This window comes from Kitasatospora sp. NBC_01560 (genome assembly GCF_045208415.1).
GTDB lineage: Bacteria > Actinomycetota > Actinomycetes > Streptomycetales > Streptomycetaceae > Kitasatospora.
In genome coordinates this window covers 1,553,342-1,573,454 of sequence record NZ_CP109364.1, presented here as the reverse complement: position 1 = coordinate 1,573,454, position 20,113 = coordinate 1,553,342, and the positions used below count along the sequence as shown (strand labels likewise).

Annotated in this window: 18 protein-coding genes and 1 pseudogene; 8 read left to right on the top strand and 11 right to left on the bottom strand. The window is 71.7% G+C overall.

Going from position 1 to position 20,113, the window contains the following annotated elements; all coding sequences use genetic code 11:
* Positions 1 to 25: 25 nt before the first annotated feature.
* From OH807_RS06395 to OH807_RS06375, 5 genes and pseudogenes are all read right to left on the bottom strand, one after another.
* Positions 26 to 1,030, bottom strand: a complete 1,005-nt coding sequence (locus OH807_RS06395) for a DUF1996 domain-containing protein (protein WP_406194956.1) — start codon at positions 1,028 to 1,030, stop codon at positions 26 to 28.
* Between the two features lie 80 nt (positions 1,031 to 1,110).
* Positions 1,111 to 1,725, bottom strand: a complete 615-nt coding sequence (locus OH807_RS06390) for a hypothetical protein (protein WP_406194954.1) — start codon at positions 1,723 to 1,725, stop codon at positions 1,111 to 1,113.
* 263 nt (positions 1,726 to 1,988) lie between these two features.
* Entirely contained in the window at positions 1,989 to 2,870 is an 882-nt protein-coding gene (locus tag OH807_RS06385; RefSeq protein ID WP_406194952.1) for a geranyl diphosphate 2-C-methyltransferase, read from the bottom strand.
* 15 nt (positions 2,871 to 2,885) lie between these two features.
* Positions 2,886 to 3,944 (bottom strand): annotated as a pseudogene (locus OH807_RS06380) (family 2 encapsulin nanocompartment cargo protein terpene cyclase); the annotation flags it as partial.
* Positions 3,945 to 4,450: 506 nt separating this feature from the next.
* The gene (locus OH807_RS06375; protein WP_406194950.1) at positions 4,451 to 5,041 is read right to left on the bottom strand and encodes an isochorismatase family protein; all 591 of its coding nucleotides are present in this window, start codon (positions 5,039 to 5,041) and stop codon (positions 4,451 to 4,453) included.
* Between the two features lie 237 nt (positions 5,042 to 5,278).
* Here OH807_RS06375 and OH807_RS06370 point away from each other — a divergent pair, with 237 nt between their 5' ends.
* Entirely contained in the window at positions 5,279 to 6,271 is a 993-nt protein-coding gene (locus OH807_RS06370) for a GlxA family transcriptional regulator (RefSeq protein WP_406194947.1), read from the top strand.
* 96 nt (positions 6,272 to 6,367) lie between these two features.
* On the opposite strand, the gene OH807_RS06365 is transcribed toward OH807_RS06370, so the two are convergent.
* Entirely contained in the window at positions 6,368 to 6,826 is a 459-nt protein-coding gene (locus tag OH807_RS06365) for a MarR family winged helix-turn-helix transcriptional regulator (protein WP_406194944.1), read from the bottom strand.
* Between the two features lie 116 nt (positions 6,827 to 6,942).
* On the opposite strand from OH807_RS06365, the gene OH807_RS06360 reads away from it, so the two are divergent.
* The 5 genes from OH807_RS06360 to OH807_RS06340 all read left to right on the top strand — a co-directional run bounded on the left by OH807_RS06360 (position 6,943) and on the right by OH807_RS06340 (position 11,158).
* The gene (locus OH807_RS06360; RefSeq protein ID WP_406194942.1) at positions 6,943 to 8,322 is read left to right on the top strand and encodes an aldehyde dehydrogenase family protein; all 1,380 of its coding nucleotides are present in this window, start codon (positions 6,943 to 6,945) and stop codon (positions 8,320 to 8,322) included.
* A 131-nt stretch (positions 8,323 to 8,453) separates the two neighbouring features.
* Positions 8,454 to 9,227, top strand: a complete 774-nt coding sequence (locus tag OH807_RS06355; protein ID WP_406194941.1) for a maleylpyruvate isomerase family mycothiol-dependent enzyme — start codon at positions 8,454 to 8,456, stop codon at positions 9,225 to 9,227.
* 140 nt (positions 9,228 to 9,367) lie between these two features.
* Positions 9,368 to 9,673, top strand: a complete 306-nt coding sequence (locus tag OH807_RS06350) for a GNAT family N-acetyltransferase (RefSeq protein ID WP_406194939.1) — start codon at positions 9,368 to 9,370, stop codon at positions 9,671 to 9,673.
* Entirely contained in the window at positions 9,670 to 10,203 is a 534-nt protein-coding gene (locus OH807_RS06345) for an OsmC family protein (RefSeq protein ID WP_406194936.1), read from the top strand. The genes OH807_RS06350 and OH807_RS06345 overlap by 4 nt, the downstream gene beginning before the upstream one ends.
* Positions 10,196 to 11,158 (top strand): pirin family protein, encoded by a 963-nt coding sequence (locus OH807_RS06340; protein ID WP_406194933.1) that lies wholly within the window; start codon positions 10,196 to 10,198, stop codon positions 11,156 to 11,158. Before OH807_RS06345 ends, OH807_RS06340 begins: the two co-directional genes overlap by 8 nt.
* A gap of 727 nt (positions 11,159 to 11,885) precedes the next feature.
* On the opposite strand, the gene OH807_RS06335 is transcribed toward OH807_RS06340, so the two are convergent.
* Both OH807_RS06335 and OH807_RS06330 read right to left on the bottom strand, forming a co-directional pair.
* The gene (locus OH807_RS06335) at positions 11,886 to 12,140 is read right to left on the bottom strand and encodes a glycoside hydrolase family 95-like protein (protein WP_406194931.1); all 255 of its coding nucleotides are present in this window, start codon (positions 12,138 to 12,140) and stop codon (positions 11,886 to 11,888) included.
* Positions 12,137 to 12,400 (bottom strand): hypothetical protein, encoded by a 264-nt coding sequence (locus OH807_RS06330; protein ID WP_406210742.1) that lies wholly within the window; start codon positions 12,398 to 12,400, stop codon positions 12,137 to 12,139. Before OH807_RS06330 ends, OH807_RS06335 begins: the two co-directional genes overlap by 4 nt.
* A 125-nt stretch (positions 12,401 to 12,525) precedes the next feature.
* On the opposite strand from OH807_RS06330, the gene OH807_RS06325 reads away from it, so the two are divergent.
* Complete coding sequence (locus OH807_RS06325) at positions 12,526 to 13,488, top strand: NAD-dependent epimerase/dehydratase family protein (protein WP_406194929.1); 963 nt, start codon at positions 12,526 to 12,528, stop codon at positions 13,486 to 13,488.
* Positions 13,489 to 13,836: 348 nt separating this feature from the next.
* Here the strand turns inward: OH807_RS06325 and OH807_RS06320 are convergent, their stop codons facing one another.
* The 3 genes from OH807_RS06320 to OH807_RS06310 form a co-directional block, all read right to left on the bottom strand.
* Positions 13,837 to 15,087: a tyrosine-type recombinase/integrase gene (locus tag OH807_RS06320; protein WP_406194927.1), complete on the bottom strand. Its 1,251-nt coding sequence runs from the start codon at positions 15,085 to 15,087 to the stop codon at positions 13,837 to 13,839.
* Between the two features lie 358 nt (positions 15,088 to 15,445).
* Positions 15,446 to 16,597, bottom strand: coding sequence for a hypothetical protein (locus OH807_RS06315; protein ID WP_406194924.1), 1,152 nt, complete (start codon positions 16,595 to 16,597; stop codon positions 15,446 to 15,448).
* A gap of 242 nt (positions 16,598 to 16,839) precedes the next feature.
* A complete protein-coding gene (locus tag OH807_RS06310) occupies positions 16,840 to 18,786 on the bottom strand; it encodes a potassium transporter Kup (RefSeq protein ID WP_406194921.1) in 1,947 nt (648 codons plus the stop codon).
* Between the two features lie 259 nt (positions 18,787 to 19,045).
* Here OH807_RS06310 and OH807_RS06305 point away from each other — a divergent pair, with 259 nt between their 5' ends.
* Positions 19,046 to 20,050 (top strand): magnesium and cobalt transport protein CorA, encoded by a 1,005-nt coding sequence (locus OH807_RS06305; RefSeq protein ID WP_406194919.1) that lies wholly within the window; start codon positions 19,046 to 19,048, stop codon positions 20,048 to 20,050.
* Positions 20,051 to 20,113 lie beyond the last annotated feature (63 nt).

Genomic DNA, 20,113 nt, shown 5'->3' with positions numbered 1-20,113 from the left:
AGCACGTACGGGACGGCCGTCCGGTTCAACCGGATTCCCGACAGGTGCGGTCCTGGTTCAGACAGGCCACCACGGAGGCCATCTGTCCGTCGCTCATGAGGCCGACGAACACCCCGTGGTCGGTGAGCGGACTGTGCTGCTGCTCCGGGAACGCGTCCAGGGCGAAGGTCGTGCCCGGCGGTGGCCGGTAACCGACGGTCACCCGCAGCTGCGGGATCGGGAAGGTGTGCGGCGGGCAGACTCCCGAGGCGGTCGGGAACACCGTGTGGGCGCGGTGGTTGGGGCTGTCGGTGCGGCGCCCGTCCCAGCAGCTGGGGAAGTCGAGCGTCCGGGTGAGCAGGCTTCCGGCCGGGCAGAGCGGGTAGCGGGTGGTGGTCCGGCCGGGGAACCCGCTGCAGCCCCACCGCGCCCGGGCGTCCGCGCCGCCGTCGGTGGCCGCCGTCGGGTCACCCTCCAGCAGCCGCAGGAAGCGCGGCATCGGCACGACCTTGCTCCAGGGGTTTCCGCGGTACTCGACGGACACCGTCTCGGGGGTGAGGATCTCGCCGGTGTTACCGTGCCCGCCGTCCGCCGGTGCGTGCGGTCCGTGCGGTCCGGCCTCCGCGGTCCGGTCCGTGCGGCGCAGCACCGGCCAGTAGTAGCTGGAGCGGTCGCCGCCGGTGCAGGTCGTCCCGGCGGCGACCAGCGTCGCATCGGTGGACGAGGCGTCCGTGGACACGTTGCCGACGTAGTCGTGGACGTGGTGCGCGCCGCCGACGACCCCCGGCGAGATCACCACGTTGTCGGCGTTGCGGTGCCCCTCCCGGTTGCGTCCGCAGTCCTCGGCGTACGAGCCGGTGGAGGCATCCGGTCCGGCCGGCTCCGGTGCGGCCTCGGCGCTGACCGCGCTGATCGCGACGTAGTCGGCCGGGGGAGCGGGCGCCGGCCACAGGCGCACCGCCAGCAGCGACAGGCCCAGGGCAAGGCAGAGCAGGACGCCGACCGGGAGCGCGGCGCCCTCCAGCGGGTGGTGAGAGCGGCCCGGGTGCACCGCGACAGTCTCCCCGGTCGCCCGCGGCGCAGGCAAGGCGGCCCCGGCCGGTCACGCCTGCGCCGCCCTTCGGCCCGCGGTCAGTAGCCGCCCGAGTAGCCGCCGCTCGGCGACGCGCTCGCCGCCGGCGCCGTGCCGGGCGCCTGCCCGGCCGCCTGGGCCTTCCTGCCCTCGGGCGTGCTCGCGAACCAGGTGCCGCCGACGCCCTGCCCGTTGACCTGCCCCGCCGCACTGTCCCCGGCGAACCGGTACAGCGGCCAGCCGTTCAGCGTCAGCTGCTTGCTCCCGTCGGGCCTGGTCACGCTCCCGACCAGTGCGGAGCTGACGCCGGTGACGTCGACCTTGTCCTGCACGGTGACGGGCGGCCACTTCGCGGCACAGGCATCGGTGCAGGTGCTCGCGGACGGCTTGGCGGTGTCCTTGTCGAACCGGTACAGCGTCCGCCCGGAGGCGTCCGTCACGATCGCCCCGAGCGCCGCCGAGTCGGCCGCCACCAGCCGGACACCCGCCGCCGCCCCGGACGCCGGGGCCGCCGGGGTTGCCGGGGCCGCCGCCGAGGACCCCGACGCCGCGGGCGGAGCCGCGGCCGCCCCGGCCGGGCTGTCGTCACCGGGCCCGCAGGCCGTCACGGCGAGGGCGACGGCGGCGAGGCCGGCGACGGCGAGCAGACGACGGCTCCCGAAGTACTTGGACATGACGAACTCCTCCTGGTACCAGGTTGGTTGATGCTGACCGCGTCCCGTTGACGCTTGCACCCCCAACACGGATCCCGGCCCGGATCGGTTCAACGCCGGCGGAATTCTTTTTCGGCGGCCGCCCGGGGGCGCTCGCAGGAGTGCCCTCCGGCGCCGGTCGGGAAGGCCCGGGTCGGGTGGGGGCGAGCAGCACGTCCGCCCGGCAGCCCGGGGTGGGCTGCCGGGCGGACGCTGCCGGCTGGGGGCCGGGGTCGCCGGGTGTGTCAGACGCGGTCGGCGGCGATGAGGACGTACTGGAAGGAGCCGTCCTTGTAGGAGTTGATGAACGCCTCCTCGATGCCGGTGACGAGGGAGGAGGTGGCGCGCAGCTCCCAGTAGGGGAGCGTGTCGGGGGTGAGGTCGATGACGGCCTGGGGGACGAGGCGGTTGTCGGCCATGGCGCGCAGGTACTCGCGGCGGGAGTGGATGTTGCACTCGAAGTGCGCGTTGATCTGGGAGACCCACTTCGACGGCTGGCCGTAGGCCGGGTTCCAGCAGCCGGTGATGGTCACGTAGCGGCCACCCACGGAGAGGATCCGCGAGTGCTCGGCGAAGAGGTCGTGCAAGTCGACGTACATGCTGGACTCGTTGTTCCAGGAGCCCGCCACCTCGCCGGTGCCGAAGGGCATGTCGAGCATGTTGCAGACCTGGGCGCGGACGGAGCCGTCGATGCCCAGCTCGCGGGCGCGCCGGTTGCCGAACTCGGCCTGCTTGGCCGACAGGGTGACGCCCTCGACCCGGCAGCCGAAGCGCTGGTGGGCCATCACGCTGGAGCCGCCGCGGCCGCAGCCGGCGTCCACCAGGGTGGCGTCGCGCCGGATGTCACCCAGGTGGTCCAGGAGCACATCGGTCTGGGCGGACTCCAGGCGGTGCAGTTCGGTGATGATCTTCTTCTCGCGCTCGCTGTCACCGGGCTCGCCCAGCGCGGCGTGGTCGACGGCGCCGATGCCGTAGTGGTGGTGGTAGAGGCCGTCCACATCGCCGAGGCGCAGGTTGACGGGCCGGGCCTCGCCGTCCCAGTAGCGGGCGATGTCGTCCTGGTAGGGGGTTGCGGGCCCGGGGATCGGGGCGGTGGTGAGGGCGGTGGTGATGTCGGTCGTCGTCATTGGTCAGCTCCTTGGTTACCAGAAGTCGGGCAGGCTGTAGCGGTAGGTGTTGGTCCGGTGCCAGTGGTGGTTGCCGTCGACCCAGGCGGCCACGCCGCGCAGGAAGCGCAGCAGGGTGGGGGCGGGGAGTTCGGCGGCCAGCGTGGTGGCCTCGTCCTCGAAGGCGTGCATGAGGTCGTTGTGGACCTCGACCGCCTTGAGGTAGGCGTCGCGGTCGGCGAGGTCCTCGCGCTCGGCGATCACCACGGGCAGGTTCAGGTGCCGGCCGGGGCCGGCCAGCTCCTTGGTGTACGAGTACAGGTCGTTGACGATCGTCGTCGCGTTGGAGGCGAGCGCGATGACGCGCTGGACGGCGGGCAGCGCGTGCAGGTCGGCCGGCAGTTCGTAGCCGCCCACGGTGTCCGTGATGGTCGGGCAGGGGCGGAAGTTGTTGAACTGGCGCATCGCCAGGTACTCCCACACGTCCGGGACGTGGTCGGTCTCGGACCAGGAGGCCTCGGCGAGGTAGCCCAGGTGCAGGCGTGCCATGTCGTGGCGGAACCGGTCCACCTGGGACGGCGTGGCCGCGCGGACGAAGTAGTCCATGGCCGAGCGGTAGCCCCGCCGGGGGGCGTCCGCGTGCAGCGACTCGGCCCAGGCCGGGTGGTACTCCGGTGCGGTGTGCAGCGGGTCGAGCGCGGTGTGCGCCAGCAGCAGGCGCCCGCCGAGGCCGACGGGCGAGCCGCCGTGGTCCTCGCAGTAGCAGTCGTCGACCGCGTTCTCGGCCGTCATCAGCCGGGCGGCGATCATCAGGTGCTCGATGTCGGGGGCGTCGGGGTGGCAGGCGACCATGTAGCGGCCCACCGAGAAGCCGTCGAACTGGTCCTCCCACTCCGGCGGGTAGAGCTCGACCTCGTCCACCGCCCAGGCCTTGATCCGGTGGCCGACCTCCTCGGAGCGGACGGGGTCGGGTTCGGCGATCGGGTGGTGGTAGAGGCCGGGGATGGCGTCGCCGGGCTGTGGTGCCGTGTCGCTCCGGGCGGGCCGCAGGCCTGCCGTCCCCAGTCCGCTGGGGCCGCCGAGGATCCGCTCCAGGGTCCGGCGGCTCACGGCCGTGCCGCCGGGGTGTCCGTGCGGCGCTCCGTCGTGCGTGGTCCGGTCGTGCGTAGCTCCGTCGTGCCTGGTCCCGTTGTGCGTAGTCCCGTCGTGCGGTGCTCCGCTGTGGTGCCCACGGGCATGGGGAAGCCTCCCTCTGTGAAGGACCGGTAGTCATGACGGGCCGTCGCCTGGCCTGGCAGGGAGGGGAGTTCGGCGTCTGGCCCCCTTGTCGCCCGCTGATCAACGGTAGGCGGGGCGGTGCGACCGGGAGCGCTCCTGAGCGATCTCTGTACCCGATAGGGTGAACGTTCCGGGGAATCAGGTTTGAATCGCGGCAGGTGCGAAAACGCCCTGCCAGGGTGCCGTTCGGGTAGGAACGGCACTGTCCTGCAAGGGGGTTGAGGCAGGAACCCGGCTCCACGACGCGGCGGGAACGGCGGAAGACCGCTCGCCCGGAGGGGAACGGTCTTCCGCGGAGGGTGCGGGGGCGGGCCCCGCGGCGGTCAGGCCACCGAGGCGCCGGTCGGGACGACGACCCCGTACAGGTCGGCGATGGTGGCGAGCGCGGCGTGGTGGACCTGGGCGGCGGTCAGGTCGGCGCCCACCGATCGCAGCGGCCGGGTGGCGCAGGCGTCGGCGACCACGGTGGGCCGGTTGCCGCGCAGGAAGGCGCCCGCGGTGGTGAAGGTGACGCACATGTGCGTCATGAAGCCGGCGACGATGACGTCCTTGTGGCCGGCGGCGTCGACGTGCCGGTCGAGGTCGGTGTCGAGGAAGGCGTTCGGCGTCTGCTTGACGACCACCGGCTCGCCCTCCACCGGTGCCACCCGCGGGTGGATCCGGCCGATCTCGGCGCGGATGTCGTACGGGGTGCCCTCGCCGCCGTCGTTGACGACGTGGATGACCTTGCTGCCCGCGGTGCGGGCCCGGGCCAGGAGGGCGGCGGCGGAGTCGAGCGCGGTCTCCCAGCCCTCCAGCTCCATCACGCCGCCGACGTAGGTGTTCTGGTAGTCGATCAGGATCAGGGTCGCGTCGGCGAGTGACGCGGGCGTCTCGTCGAGACCGTTGAGCGCGCGCAGGGTCGTCGTAGCCATGGGGGTACCACCTTCGGTTCCGTGCTGGGGTTTCCGCGGTTTCGCCCGCGGTGGGCTGCCCTTGAAAGCTACGGCCGGCCGTGCGATGTCGGCAATGCCGTCTAACATGCAGATACCGACATCGGGGATGCGCCGACCGGGCCGGGCCGGGCCGGCTGGCTGGGTCGGGTCGGACTCAGATCGGGCCGAGACCCGGGGCCGGGCCCGGACTCGGGGCCGGAGAGAGTCAGGAGCTGCATGAGCACCGTCGAACGCTTCATCGTCGTCGTCCTCTTCGAGGGCGTCGACCTGCTCGACGTCACCGGGCCGCCGGAGGTGTTCTCGCTCGTCCAGCGCGAGACCGACGACGCGACGGGCTACCGCGTCGTCCTCGCCGCGGCCACGACGGACCCCGTCACCACCTCCGCGGGCGTGCGGATCCTCCCCGACCTCACCTTCGGCGAGGCGGCCGCGCGGCGCATCGACACCCTCCTGGTGCCGGGCGCGGTGGAGGTCGACAGCCGGCGCCGCGTGCACCCGCTGACCGACCCGGCCGTGGTCGCGTGGGTGCGGACGCTGGCCGGCAACGCCCGGAGGGTGGCCTCGGTCTGCGTCGGCGCGCACATCCTCGCCGCCGCCGGGCTGCTCGACGGCAGGCGCGCCACCACCCACTGGTCGACCGCGCAGCAACTCGCCGCCGACCACCCGGAGATCGAGGTCGACGCCGACCCGATCTTCATCCGCGAGGGCAACGTGTGGACGGGCGCGGGGATCAGCGCCTGCCTCGACCTGTCACTGGCCCTCGTCGCCGAGGACTTCGGCGAGACCGTCGCGCTGCGCGTCGCCCGCCAGCTCGTGATGTACCTGAAGCGGCCGAGCGGGCAGAGCCAGTTCAGCGTCCCGCTGGAGCCCGTCTCCACGACGCGGCGCATCGAGGAGCTGCGGCTCCACATCACGCGCAACCTGGCCGGTCCGCTCACCGTCGCGGACCTCGCTGCCCACGCCCACGTCGGGGAGCGGCAGCTCACGCGGATCTTCAAGGCGGAGCTCGGCATGACGCCGAGCGCCTACGTCGAGTCGGCCCGGGTCGAGCGGGCCCGCCACCAGCTGGAAGCCACCGACGCCACGCTCGACCGGATCGCGTCCGGCTGCGGGTTCGGCACGACGGACACCCTCGTCCGGGCGTTCCGCCGGACCCTCGACACAACGCCGACGGAGTACCGGCTCCGGTTCCGGACCGTCCCCGGCTGATGGCGCTGTCGGCCCGGCGCGACCCGGCCCGACCCGGGGCGTGGTCGTGGCGGGGGAGGGGCGGGTCAGGGCGGCAAGGGGCGGGGGAGGGGCGGGTCAGGCCGTCGGTCGGGGCGGGGCCGTGGTCTCGGGGAAGGCCTGGCCGAGCAGGGTGCGCAGGGTGGTGCGCTCGTCCCCGGTGAGCTGTCCGAGGGAGGTGAGGCCGGACATCAGCTCCGCCCGAATGCGTCCGACCGTCTCCTCGCCCTGTTCGGTGAGGACGATGTTCTTGATCCGGCGGTCGTCGGGGTCGGCTTCGCGCCGGACGAGCTCCTGGGTGGTCAGCCGGTCGACGATGCCGGTGACGTTGGAGGCGTCGCAGGCCAGCAGTTCGGCCAGGGCGCGCATGGGCCGCGGGCGGCCGAGCAGGCTGAGGGTCTTGCCCTGCATCAGGGTGAGGCCGTGCCCGGCGGCCACCGCGGCGAAGTGGCGGTAGTACGCCGCGGCGACCCGGGCGAGCTGGTCCATCAGCTCTTCGGGCGAGGGCGGCGGTACGGCCTGGGGTGTCTGCGGCATACATCCAGCATAGGGAGATTGCTTGACATCCTCAACCATTGAGGTCTACGGTCAAAATACTTGAAGACATAAACCATCTAGGTCATCAAGCCTCCGGAAGGACCGCGAGCCCCCTCATGACGCACACCCCGACCTCCGCCACCCCGGCCTCCGCCGCTCCCGCCCCGGCCACCGCCGTCGCGGACATCCCCGCGCTGGTCACCCGCCTGCGCACCGCCTTCGCCGGCGGCCGCACCAAGCCGCTCGACCGGCGGCTGGAGCAGCTGGCGGCCCTGCGCGCCCTGCTCACCGAGCAGGCCGAGGAGTTCCAGCGGGCGCTGGCCGCCGACCTCGGCAAGAGCGCGGCGGAGGCGTACCGCACCGAGATCGGGTTCACGCTCCACGAGCTCGACCACACCGTGGCGCACCTGGAGGAGTGGCTCCGGCCGAAGCCGGCCGCCGTGCCGGAGGTCTTCCGCCCGGCCGAGGCCCGGGTGGTCCGCGACCCGCTCGGCGTGGTGCTGATCATCGCGCCGTGGAACTACCCGCTGCAGCTCGCGCTGGCCCCGCTGGTCGGCGCCCTGGCGGCGGGCAACGTGGCGGTCGTCAAGCCGAGCGAGCTGGCCCCGGCGACCTCCGCGGCGATGGCCCGGCTGCTGCCGCGCTACCTCGACCCGGAGACGGTGACCGTGGTCGAGGGGGCCGTCCCCGAGACCACCGCCCTGCTGGAGCAGCGCTTCGACCACATCTTCTACACCGGCAACGGCACGGTCGGCCGGATCGTCATGGCGGCGGCCGCCCGGCACCTCACGCCGGTCACCCTGGAGCTCGGCGGCAAGAGCCCGGTCGTGGTCGAGCCCGGCGCCGACCTCGCGCTCACCGCCCGGCGGATCGCCCGCGGCAAGTTCCTCAACGCCGGCCAGACCTGCGTCGCCCCCGACTACGTCCTCGCCGTCGGTGGGACGGCCGCCGGGCTGGAGGAGCAGCTCGCCGCCGCCGTCCACGAGCTGTACGGCGACGACCCGGCCGCCAGCCCCGCCTACGGGCGGATCGTCAACGAGCGCCACTTCGACCGGCTCACCGCGCTGCTCGCGGACGGGCGGGTGGTCACCGGCGGCGGGCACGACCGCGCGGAGCGCTACCTCGCCCCGACCGTCCTCGCCGACGTCTCCCCGGACGCCCCGGTGATGACGGCGGAGATCTTCGGCCCCGTCCTGCCGATCGTCACCGTGCCCGACCTCGATGCGGCGATCGCCTTCATCAACGAGCGGGACAAGCCGCTCGCGCTGTACGCCTTCACCGAGTCGGAGGCGACCAAGCAGCGGCTGACCGAGGAGACCTCCTCCGGCGCGCTCACCTTCGGCCTGCCCGTCTCTCACCTGGCCATGCCCGAGCTGCCCTTCGGCGGCGTGGGGGAGAGCGGGATGGGCCGGTACCACGGCGAGTACTCCATCGACACGTTCAGCCATGCCAAGGCCGTGGTCGACAAGCCCCTCACCGACCGGCCGCTGGCATGACCGGTCCGGCACCGGCCGGGACCGCCCCCGCGCCGGCCGGGCCCCTGCCCGTCGACACCCTGCCCGTCGACACCCTGCCCGTCGACACCCTTTCCGACCCACCGATTCACCGCTCCGGGAGAAGGACGTCCGTGACCACCACCCTCGACCACGGCGGCGCCGTCGCCGCCGAGACCGCCCGCTTCGTCGCCGCCGTCCGGGATGCCGACCCGGCGACCGCCGTGCCCACCTGCCCGGGCTGGACGCTGACCGACCTGGTCCGCCACGCCGGCAGCGTGCAGCGCTGGTTCACCGTCCTGCTGCGGCAGCGGGTCCAGGAGCCGCCGCGCAGCCGTGAGGTCGACCTGCGGCTGCCGGACGGGCCGGACGGCTACCCCGACTGGCTGGCCGAGGCGGCGGCCGAGGCCGGTGCGGAGTTCGCCGCGGCCGACCTCGACGCGCCGATGTGGGCCTGGGGTGCGGATCAGCACGCGCGGTTCTGGGTGCGCCGGATGCTGTTCGAGACGCTGGTCCACCGGGTGGACGCGGAGCTCGCGCTCGGCCACCGCCCGGAGATCGACCCGGCCCTGGCGGCCGACGGGGTGGCCGAGTTCCTGGTCAACCTGCCCTTCGCCGCCCTCTTCGCCCCGAGGACCGCCGAGCTGCGGGCCGCGGGCCGGACCGTCCGGTTCACCCGCACCGACGGGGCCGGCGACTGGCTGGTCCGGCTCCGGCCGGACGGGTTCGGGCTCGTACCGCAGGGCGCCGACGCGGCCGCCGGGACCCCTGCCGACGCGACCGTCCGGGGCACCGCGGCGGACCTGTTGCTGCTCCTCTACGGCCGGCTGGACCGGTCCGACGACCGTTTCGACGTGCAGGGGGACGAGCAGCTGCTGGCCCACTGGTTCGCCCACTCGGCCTTCTGACGGTTTGCCAGGGCCCGGCGGTGCCGCCGTCGGGCCCTGGCCGTCCGTTCCGGGGGCACTCTTGAACCTCCTGTAGTTGAATGATAAATTAAAACCATGATCGGCGGGGCGAACCCCCGCGCTCACCCCGAGGAGGACCGATGGCCACCGATGTGACGGACAACCCGGAGAAGTCGCGGTACGACATCACCGACGACGGCAAGCCCGCCGGCTTCGCCGAGTACCACCGGTACGAGCGCGAGATCGCCTTCATCCACACCGAGATCGACCCGGAGTTCGCCGGCCGCGGCCTCGCCGGCACGCTCGCCCGCGCCGCCCTGGACGACGCCCGCGCGCAGGGCCTCGCCGTCCTCCCGTACTGCCCCTTCATCCGCGGCTGGCTGGGCAAGCACCCCGACTACGTCGACCTGGTGCCCGAGGCCCAGCGCGCCCGGTTCGGCCTGTGACCGCCGCCCCGGCGGAGCACCCGGCCGCCACGCCCGACGCCGCGTCCGCCACCGTCCCCGCCGCCTCGGCGCCCGCCGCCGACTTCGTCCGGTCCGCCGCCGCCGTCGCCACCAGCACGGGCGAGGACTACCGGATCGACATCCGCTCCGGCCGGCACCGGCTCGCCGCCGACGAACCCGAGTCGGCCGGCGGTGCCGACACCGCCACCACCCCGGTCGGCCTGCTCCTCTCCGCGCTCGGCTCGTGCACCGCGATCACCCTGCGGATGTACGCGCAGCGCAAGGGCTGGCCGCTGGAGACCGTCCGGGTCCACCTCGGCTACGAGAAGGGGCCGGAGAAGGCCGTCCGGATCACCCGGCGGATCGACCTGGTCGGCGACCTCGACGACGCCCAGCGCGCCCGGCTGCTGGACATCGCCGAGCGCACGCCCGTCACCCGCGCGGTCACCGCCGGAACGCCCGTCGTGCCCGCCCCCGCCCGCGCGGCCGGCACCCCCACCACCGCAGGAAGCACGGCACACCATGGCTGAGCCCGACCTCCGAGCCGTCACCCCCGACCTCCGCAGCGGCGCCCGACCCGGCGGCCCCGTCCACGAACTGCTGGCCCCGCGCGAGACCGCGCTCGGTGGCAGTACGGTGGTGCGGCGGTTGCTGCCGAATCTGGGGCGGCGGATGGTCGGGGCGTGGTGTTTCGTCGACCACTACGGTCCGGACGACATCGCGGGTGAGCCGGGGATGCAGGTGCCGCCGCACCCGCACATGGGCCTGCAGACGGTCAGCTGGCTGCACGAGGGCGAGGTGCTGCACCGCGACAGTCTGGGGAGCCTGCGGACGGTGCGCCCGCGCGAGCTGGGCCTGATGACCTCCGGCCGGGCGATCTCCCACTCCGAGGAGTCCCCCCGCGAGCACGCCCGCCTGCTGCACGGCGCCCAGCTCTGGGTCGCCCTCCCGGACGCCCACCGGCACACCGACCCGGCCTTCGAGCACCACGCCGAGCTGCCCGTCGTCACCGCCCCCGGCCTGCACGCCACCGTCATCCTGGGCACCCTCGACACCGCCACCTCGCCCGGCACCACCCACACCCCCCTGGTCGGCGCCGACCTCACCCTCACCCAGGGCGCCGACCTGCGCCTGCCCCTGGAACCCGGCTTCGAGTACGCCGTCCTCACCATGTCCGGGCGCACCGACGTCGACGGCGTCCCCCTCGACCCCGGCTCGATGCTCTACCTCGGCACCGACCGCCGCGAACTCCCCCTCCACGCCCGCACCGACAGCTCCCTGCTGCTGCTCGGCGGCGCCCCCTTCGAGGAACACCTCGTCATGTGGTGGAACTTCATCGGCCGATCCGGTGACGAGATCGTACAGGCACGAAATGACTGGGAGAAGGGGTTTCGCTTCGGTGAAGTGCACGGCTACGACGGGGCTCGTCTGCGGGCGCCAGAGCTTCCGGGCCTCCCCCTGAAGGCGCGCGGGCGAGTGCGCTGACCTCGTGAAATGTGTTTGTGAGGCACGCATCTGCGGTCCTCTCCAGTGGTGGATCCGGATCACGCGGTGTGCCGGCTTGAGGGGCTGTGGGGGCGCGCCGGTCGGGTGAAAGGACCCTGTGGGGGATGTCACGTCGAGTCGCATGTTTGGGACGGTGTGACAGCCTTTAATCGGATCGATGCTGACCTTTTGCTGACTTTTCTGATGATCCATCAGTTGACTCGGTGGGTTCTCCTGAGACCACGGCGCATGGAGCTGGTCGATCTGTTTACACCGTGCGCTCGCACAGCGGCGCCGTGCCGTGAGTTCGCAGTCGCTTCGCCGCTGCGGTCACCAGATCCGTCGCTGTGCGGGGCGGGCTCCGACGGCGCCGGTCAGTGCAGGAAGACGGCGACGGTGATGGTGAGGAGCAGCGTGGTCGGGTTGACCGGCCACATTGGGTCGGTTGACCTCATAGGGCGGAAGTCAGTGAAGCGCGTTGGACGGCGCGGCACAGCTGAGTTCTGCGTCGCATGAGCGGGGCTTCGGCGGACTGAACCGGAGGGCCCCGACAGAGCTGATCGGATCCGCGATCGGCTGCGCAGAGACGGCGGTCCCGGCACCCGGGACCGCCGCAGGGTGTCTCGCGAACTGGGGTGTCGGTCGCCTCGGATCGGCATAATCGGAGTTCGCGGCGCCTGCGTAGTGTGATCGGAACGGTTCAGTGGACGAGGGTGCCCGTGATCTTCTACACGTGGTATCCGGTGCCGGGGAACGTGATCCGCTCGCCGGTACGGACGGTGGTGGCGACCTGGCCGGTGGTCGTGTCCGTGGCGGTGTAGGAACCGTTGAAGATCGGGCTCCGGACGGCCAGTTGCTGGGACGCCCACGGCGTGATCGTGAACGTAGCGGACCCGTCCGTGGACCAGATCGCGCCGACACTGGCGTTACCGCGCGCCTTGAGGCCGCTGTAGGAGCCGGCGAGCCGGGCGTATTCGGTCACGGTTCTGAAGGGCCCGATGGTGGGGGCGGTGGCCCGGGGCGGGTCAGGACGTCAGGGCCGGCGGTGTAGGGGCGGTGCTCGGCCAGCATCGTGTTCAGCACGGGCATACCCGGGTCGTCGAGGAGCTGGAGGAAGTCCTTGTCCGCGCTCATCACGTCCACCGGCCGCTCGTCCTGGCGGGCGAAGGTGATCAGCGTGGCGACGACGTCGTCGGCCTCGCAGCCGTAATGCTCGATCCAGCGCACCTCGACGTGGTCCAGCGCGGTCTTGATGTGCTACAGCGACCCGATCAACCCGGCGTCCGGTTCCATCGCCCGATTGGCCTCGCAGTAGCGAGCTCAGGCTCTACTGGGCGCGGCGGCGCCGGACTGGCAGGATCGGCCGCATGAGGATCCTTGTATTGGGCGGAGGCTGGTTCCTGGGCCCGGCAGTCGTGAGTGATGCCCTGACGCGAGGCTGGGAGGTGACGACGTTCACGCGCGGGCGGTCTGGAAATCCCGTGCCCGGCGCGAGCGCTGTGCACGGCGATCGGGAGCGACCCGAAGACCTCGCCCGACTGGCAGCGCACGGCCCGTGGGACGCGGTGATCGATACCTCCGCCTCTGCGCTTCACCCGGGAGCCGTACTTGCCGGCGCCCGCGCCCTGGAACCGGTCGCCGGCCGGTACGTGTACGTGTCCACGGTGGCGGTGTACGAGGGCTGGCCAACCGAGCCTCTGACCACCGACTCGCCGGTGTGGGAGGCTCCGGCTGACGCCGGCCCGGAATACGGCCAGCCGCCGGAGGGAGCATCCGGGGTCAATCCCTACTACGGGCAGCGGAAGGCCGGCACCGAGCGTGCGGTGACCGAGACGTTCGGCCTCAGCCGCACGAGCCTTCTGCGACCCAGCGTGATCCTCGGACCGGGGGAGTACGTGGGGCGGCTGCCGTGGTGGTTGCGACGGGCCGAACACGGCGGACGAATCCTCGCGCCCGGGGATCCCGCGAGGAGCATTCAGCCGGTGGATGTCCGGGACGTCGCGGCGTTCGCGCTCGACCAGGCCCTGCGCGTCGGTCACCAGGTCCACAACATCGCCGCGCCGACCGGCCAGGAGACGATGGGCGGCTTCCTCTGGGCGTGCTTGGACGTGACCGGCAGCTCCGGAGAGCTGGTGTGGGTCGAGGACGGGGTCCTGCTTCGCAGCGGCCTGCGCCAGTGGACTGAACTCCCGCTGTGGTGGACCCACCCAGGGGTCTCGGTCATCGACTCGTCAATGGCGGTCGCGGCTGGGGGTCAAGGGGGCGCAGGTTCAAATCCTGTCGTCCCGACCAGCGTTTTTGCAGGTCGGAAGCCACTTCTATCGAAATGATAGGAGTGGCTTTTTCCTTTGGTGGTCGCAAGGTGATCGTGAACGCTCGTTCACGCGGCCTTGCTGGGCGCGTTTCCGCAGGCCTGGCCCCTGTGATCCGGCCGTGACGGGGTATTTGTTCACCTATCCGGAATCCGCGTGCGGCCGATCGCGGACCGGTCGCCTCGGCGGCGCTGAAATGGGCCGGGATTCGCGGGAAATGGGCATGCCGGTGGAACCTGCGGCGTCGTCTGTTGCGACGGGCCGCACGTTTATCGGGTGTCAGTTATGAGCCGGGAGTCCCGCGTGCTTTCGGCCCCGGAGGCCGGGGTGGCTCGGAACGCTGAGCCGACCTCAGGGGTGCGTTGGTCAGGCCGCGTGGCTGAACAGTGGGTTCGGCGGGCCGACGTCGTGGGCAGGGGCGTCCGGGTCGTGCCGGATGCGGGTTTCGACGAGGTGGAGCCTTGCTTCGATGGTGTTCACGGCGGCTCTGGCGACGTCCCGGGTCAGGTGGCTGTAGATGTTGGCGGTGGTCGAGAGTGTCGAGTGCCGCAGGGTCTTGGAGATGACGGCCATGGAGACGTTGCCCTCCAGGGCGAGGGTGGCGGCGAGGTGGCGCAGGTCGTGGATGGTGACGTGGGGCAGTGCGGCCTGTTCGCGCAGTTCGTGGAAGCGCCGGCGGACGGCGGCCGGGTGGAGGGGCTTGCCGTCGGGGCCCTGGAAGACGTGGCCGTTGATGGTGGCCGTGCTGCGGGTCATGGCGCGCTGGAGGGCGGCGGCGACGCGCTCCGACAGGGGCACCCAGTTGCGGCTCTTCCTGGTCTTCGGTGCGGTCAGGACGAGTTCGTGGTTGTCGATCGCGGACAGGGTGTGGCGGATGTACATGACGCGGTCGTCGAGCCGCACGCACGGGCGCTGGAGGCCGAGTGCCTCGCCCTTGCGCAGGCCGGTGCCGATGATGACCTCGAAGAGGTCGGCGAAGGCGGGGTCGACGCCTCGGCAGTGCCCCAGGAAGGCGACGGCCTGCTCCGCGGTCCAGGGGACGCGTTCGTCGGGGCGGGGCCTGCGCATGGGCAGGGGCTGGGCGGCGTTGAAGGGCAGGCGGTGGGTGCGGACGGCTGTGCCGAGGGCGCTGGAGAGGGTTGCGAGGCAGTGGTAGACGGCCTGGCGTCCGCGGCCGGCTTCGAGCTGTTCGTGGGCGTAGGTGGCGATGTGGTCGTGGGCGAGCTCCTCCAGGCGCAGCTTGCCGAAGACGGGTATCAACTCGCAGAGCACGTAGGTGCGGTAGCGGGCGTAGGTGGTGGGTTTGAGCAGGAACTCCATGCCCTTGAGCCACTTGGTGAGGTAGGCGGCGACCGTCTCGTGGGGGTCGGCGTCGAAGCCGAGTTTGCGCCCTTCGAGGAAGCGCCGCAGCGCCGTCTCGGCGGCGAAGGCGTCCTCGAAGCCGCCACGGCGTACGGTGCGCCTGCGGCCGGTGAGGGAGGGGATGTCGACGGCGAACGTCCACGTACCGTGCCCCTCCTCGGCCAGGTGCGGACACGCCGCCCCGAGCTGGCGCCGGGCTGCGTCCCGGCATCCGCAACGGCGGTAGACCCGGCCTGGCCGTGCTGACTTGCGCACTTCGTGTTCCTCCAGCGGTCGTTGGTTCGTGATCGGCTCGCGGAGGTTAGCGGTGCGACCGGCCGGAGGGTCGTCTGCGACCACCATGCGATCACCAACGCCGGATCAGGCCTCTGACCTGCGACTCGCGGTGAGGACCCGCTGGGCATGCGGATGTGCGGACGACTCCCTCGATACCCGGGTCGGCACTGCGGATGCCCGGAATTTCGTTACTGTACGTAACTGCCTGAGGGTCTGGGGATGGAGGTCATGCCCCTCGATGCGGCTACGTCGTGTCACTGAACAGCGGGCCAGGTCAGCCGGCCTGGGGTCGGACGGGACTGCGGGGAATCCGTGGGCGGGTGGGCACGGCGGGCGGTCAGACGAGTCGGTCGCGGTGGGCGGCCGCGGCTTCGCGAACGAGCTGGGCGAAGCGGCTGCGGCTGCGACTGCGGTTGTGCGGCTGTCCGGCGTGCTCGGCGCCGTCCCGGTCCTCGTCGTCGAGGTCGTCCTCGTCGTCGAGTTCGTCGTATTCCTCGTGGAGGAGCCAGCAGCCGTGGATGCCGGTGAGGAGGTCTTCGAGGAGGTCGCGGGCGGGGCGCTTGGGGTCGAGGGGGGTGAGGTGCAGGCCGGTGTCCTCGGGGTCGGTGTCCGGGCCTGTGTGTTCGGTGAGGTCGTCGTGGAGGTCTTCGAGTTGTTCGCGCAGGCCGGCGGGGTCGGGGAGGTGGCCGTCGGCGACGTGGAGGGCGTGGCGTACGAGGCCGGTGACCGCGTCGTAGGGGGAGACGCCTGCTTCGAGGAGTTCGAGGACGAGGGTGGGGGTTTCGTGGGGGAGAGCTTCGATGCCGTCGGCTTCGAGGAGCACGGTGGTGGGGGAGTGGCCGGTGGCTTCGGCGGTGACCTCGGCGGCGGCCGCCAGCCAGTGTGCGGCGGCGACGGCGGCGGCGGTGGGGTCGATCTCGGTGAGGAGCACGGCGGGGCCGAAGGGGTTCTGTTCGAGGAGGCGGTCGGCGGCGGCGACCTGGACGGGGGAGGCGCCTTCGCGACTGAGGAGGACGGCCTGGCGGGCGCGGCCGGTGAGGTCACCGAGCTCGGCGTTCTCGACGGCGACGAGCTCGACGGCGGCTTCGGCGAGGACGGCGTCGGTGAGCAGCTGGTCGTCGAGGGCGTGCAGGGCGCGGCCGGCGCGGTGGGCGGATTCGACCAGGGGGCTGTATTCGACGTCGAGCATGCCGTCCCGGGGGAGGTTGGGCCGGGTGATGGCATCGGGGACCTCGTCGAAGGACTTGCGTTCCTCCTCGCGGCGCCAGCCCTCGGAGTTGGGCTCGACGGAGGAGGCGGCACTGGCGGGGTGGGTGTAGGTGCGCCAGGCGGCGTCGGACAGGTGGCTGAGCGCGCTGGCCAGGCGCAGCAGAACGGAGGTCTCGGCCCCGGCCGGGAGGGAGACTACCCGGGTGGCGAGGTCGCCTTCGCCGGTTCCCCAGGTGGCGATCAGCTCGTGCCGGTCGGGGTCGACGCTGTATCGCGTCATGGGTTGCACCTCCGGGTTCGGTCCTGATGCCTTCTGGCACTCGGCCATTCTGACGTGCCGACAGATCTCCGGTGGTACGGCTGCCGGTGGTGATCGGCCGTCGCGAGGACCGGGCCGGTGAGCGTCGTCATTGCGTGAGTGGCGAGTCGGTCGTCGGGGTTCTGTGCGGCCGCACCTGGGTGAGCGACTTTCTCCGGGCGGTCGTCGCTCGCTTCTGAACCGGCCTTTGGTGGCCGGCGTGGTTACACCTCGATGTGTGAGCCCATGATGATCGTGCGGTCGCGGGGGAGGCCGAAGTATTCGGCGGCGTCGGCGGTGATGTAGGAGGTGGCGATGAACAGCCGCTTGCGCCAGGGTGCCATGGTGGGTGTCTTCCCGCGTCGGAGCTCGATCTTCGACAGGAAGTAGGACGCCTGGTCGAGTTGCAGCTGTCCCTCGGTCTCGGCCGGGGTGAGCATGGCCAGTGTGCCGGGCACGTCCGGGGTCTCCATGTAGCCGAACCGGGCGGTGACGTGGATGATCCCGTCCTCGGCGTAGCCGAGGTCGTCGACGAGGATGCGCCGGTCGGCCGGGACGCGGGGCACTGTCTCGGTCTCGATGGAGAGGATCACGACCTGGTCGTGGCGGACGTGGTTGTGCTCGACGTTGGCGCGCATGGCCAGGGGGGCGGTCTGCTTGCCGCGGTTGAGGAAGACGGCCGTGCCGGGGACCCGCAGCGCCTGCACCTGCCCGCTGTGGAGGTGGTCGACGAACTCGCGCAGCGGGCCTTCGTGTCGTGCGCGCTCCGCGGTGACGATTTCGCGGCCGCGCTGCCAGGTGGTCATGACGGAGAAGGCGGTGAGGCCGATCAGCAGTGGCAGCCACGCGCCGTGGAGGAGTTTGGTGGCGTTGGCCGCCACGAACAGCAGGTCCACCGACAGCAGCGCGGTCGCGCCGACGGCGACCAGCCACTTCGGCGTGCCCCACCTCGCGCGGGCCACGTAGAAGAACAGCAGGGTGGTGATGGTGATGGTGCCGGTGACCGCCATGCCGAAGGCGAAGGCCAGCGCCGTCGAGCTGCGGAAGGCGAAGACCAGGGTGAGCACCGAGACCATCAGCAGCCAGTTGATCCAGGGCACGTAGATCTGACCCATGGTGGACTCGGACGTGTACGCGATCCGCAGCCTCGGCAGGTAGCCGAGCTGGGCGGCCTGGGAGGCGACCGAGTACGCGCCGGTGATCACGGCCTGGGAGGCGATCACCGTCGCCGCCGTGGCCAGGACGACCATCGCGATCTGTCCCCAGCCGGGGACGAGCAGGAAGAACGGGCTGCTGATGTTGCCCGGATCGTCGAGGATCAGCGCGCCCTGGCCGAGGTAGCTCAGCACGCACGCGGGGAAGACGAGGAACAGCCAGCCGCGGGTGATGGACCGGCGGCCGAAGTGCCCCATGTCGGCGTAGAGCGCCTCGGCGCCGGTGACGGCGAGCACGACTGCGGCCAGCGCGAAGAACGCGGTGCCGAAATGGCCGGCCAGGAATCCCAGGGCGTAGCCGGGCGACAGGGCCCTGAGGATCTGCGGGTGGTCCGCGATGCCCCTCACGCCGCACGCGGCGATGGCCACGAACCAGACGATCATCACGGGCCCGAACAGCCGGCCCACCGCCGCGGACCCCTTGCGCTGCACCAGGAACAGCACCACGATGATCGCCGCGGTGCCGGGCACGACCGCGTTCTCCAACGACGCGTCGACGACCTTGAGCCCCTCCATGGCGGACAGCACCGAGATCGCCGGAGTGATCATGCTGTCGCCGAAGAACAGCGACGCGCCGAAGATCCCGAGCGCGGCGAGGACAGCGGTGGTGCGACGGCCCTGTGCGGAGCCCGACCGCCGAAGCAGGGTGATCAGCGCCATGATGCCGCCCTCGCCCTCGTTGTCGGCGCGCATCGCCAGCAGCACGTAGGTGACCAGGACGATGATCACCACCGACCAGAACACCGGCGACACCACCCCGTACACGTTCGCCACCGTGACCGGCACGGGGTGCGGGTCGCTCGGGTTGAACACGGTCTGGAGGGTGTAGATGGGGCTGGTCCCGATGTCACCGAAGACCACGCCGAGCGCACCGACCACCAGCGCGAGGCGCGCCGTGTCCTGGGTGCTCGGCCGGCGAGCCGCCGGTGGCCGGGGTACGGAACCGCGATCGGCCATGGTGGTCCTCCTCCGTGCGGGCTGCTGGGCCGCAGGCATGGTGCCTCGGGGCGGACGATACCGATCCCGTGGCGCAACCGCCGGTAGGCGTGCGCGTCGCCGAGCAGGGCGGGAACAGGTTGGACGTCGCTCGGCCGCAGGTCGCCGGACTCCGCGGCGTGGTCCGGAGTTCCGCTTCCGGGGGCGGTGTGGGCACCCCAGCACACCCGGTAGGTTGGCTGGCTGTCGGCGGCGGTGTGTGCGGAGGGTGGTGGCCGGGATGGTTGCGCGGGCGGTTGTGGACTGTGCACTGTACGAGGACGGGCGGCGGCTGCCGGGCGAGGTGGACCTGTCGAAGGTGCTGCGGCGGATAGGCGAGCGGGAGGGCCGGTTCGTGTGGATCGGTCTGTATCAGCCGACGGCTGAGCAGTTCGCGGAGATCGCGGCGGCGTTCGAGCTGCACCCGTTGGCGGTGGAGGACGCGGTTCGTGCGCATCAGCGGCCGAAGTTGGAGCGGTACGGGGACACGCTGTTCCTGGTGCTGAAGACGATCGTCTACGTGGAGCACGACAAGGTGACGGCGACCAGTGAGATCGTCGACACCGGGGAGATCATGGTGTTCGCCGGGCCGGGGTTCGCGATCGTGGTGCGGCACGGGAGTGCGCCGGGCCTGACCGGGGTGCGGCGTGACATGGAGGCCGCCCCGGAGCTGTTGGCGCTCGGCCCCGCGGCGGTGCTGCACGCGGTGGCCGACCACGTCGTCGACCGGTATCTGGAGGTGGCGGACGCCTTCGAGCGGGACGTGGAGGAGCTGGAGAGCGAGGTCTTCTCTCCGGAGCGCGGTGACCATTCCGGGCGGACCTACCAGCTCAAGCGTGAACTGTTGGAGTTCAAGCGGGCCGTGGTGCCACTCGGTCTGCCGCTCCAGCGGCTGGCGGACGGGTCGCTGTCGGAGGTGCCGGCGGGGATCGCCGCCTATCTGCGGGATGTCGCCGACCATCACGCGCAGGCGAAGGAGCGGATCGTCGGGTTCGACGAGTTGGTCTCCAGCATCCTTGACGTGAGCGTTGCGCGGTTGTCGTTGCAGCAGAACACCGACATGCGCAAGATCAGCGCCGGGGCGGCCCTGGTGGCGGTGCCGACGATGGTGGTGGGTGTGTACGGCATGAACTTCGACTACATGCCGGAGCTGCGGTGGACGTTCGGCTACCCGGCGGTGCTGCTGGTGACCGTCGCCGTCTGTGTGTTCGTCTTCCGCGCGTTTCGCCGTAACGGCTGGCTCTGACAGGGCGGCCCAGCGCGGCTGGCGCGTGGGCAGGGCGTCGCGTCGGTGCGTTCCAGGTGGTGT